1 protein-coding gene is annotated in these 305 nt (G+C 45.2%); it reads right to left on the minus strand.

What is annotated here, in order from left to right; translation table 11 throughout:
- On the minus strand, positions 1-305 hold a 305-nt coding region (locus tag GNY06_RS10780; RefSeq protein ID WP_176590016.1), incomplete at both ends, for a transposase.

A 305-nucleotide genomic window follows, 5' to 3' on the forward strand; every position in this document is an offset into this window, starting at 1 on the left:
TCCTGCGATATCAACCCCGAGGATATTATAGATCGCACGGGTGTCAACAGCACCATTCACCCTTACCTTGAAAAACATACAATCCAGAAATATAAATGGATAGACGGTTTCAAGAGGACGGTTTCTCCATTCTTGAACCGCGGGTAGTACACTATCGGTAATACGGGATATCTCTGCAGGAGAAATCTCCATAGCATACATTTGCTGAACATAATCCCCCATTGCTCGGGTACTCACTCCCATAGCGTACATCGATAAGATAGTACCTTCCAGCTCATCGGTAATGATTAGCTGGCGTTTGGGCA

The organism is Elizabethkingia argenteiflava, assembly GCF_009904105.1.
In the GTDB taxonomy this organism is placed as follows: Bacteria; Bacteroidota; Bacteroidia; order Flavobacteriales; family Weeksellaceae; genus Elizabethkingia; species Elizabethkingia argenteiflava.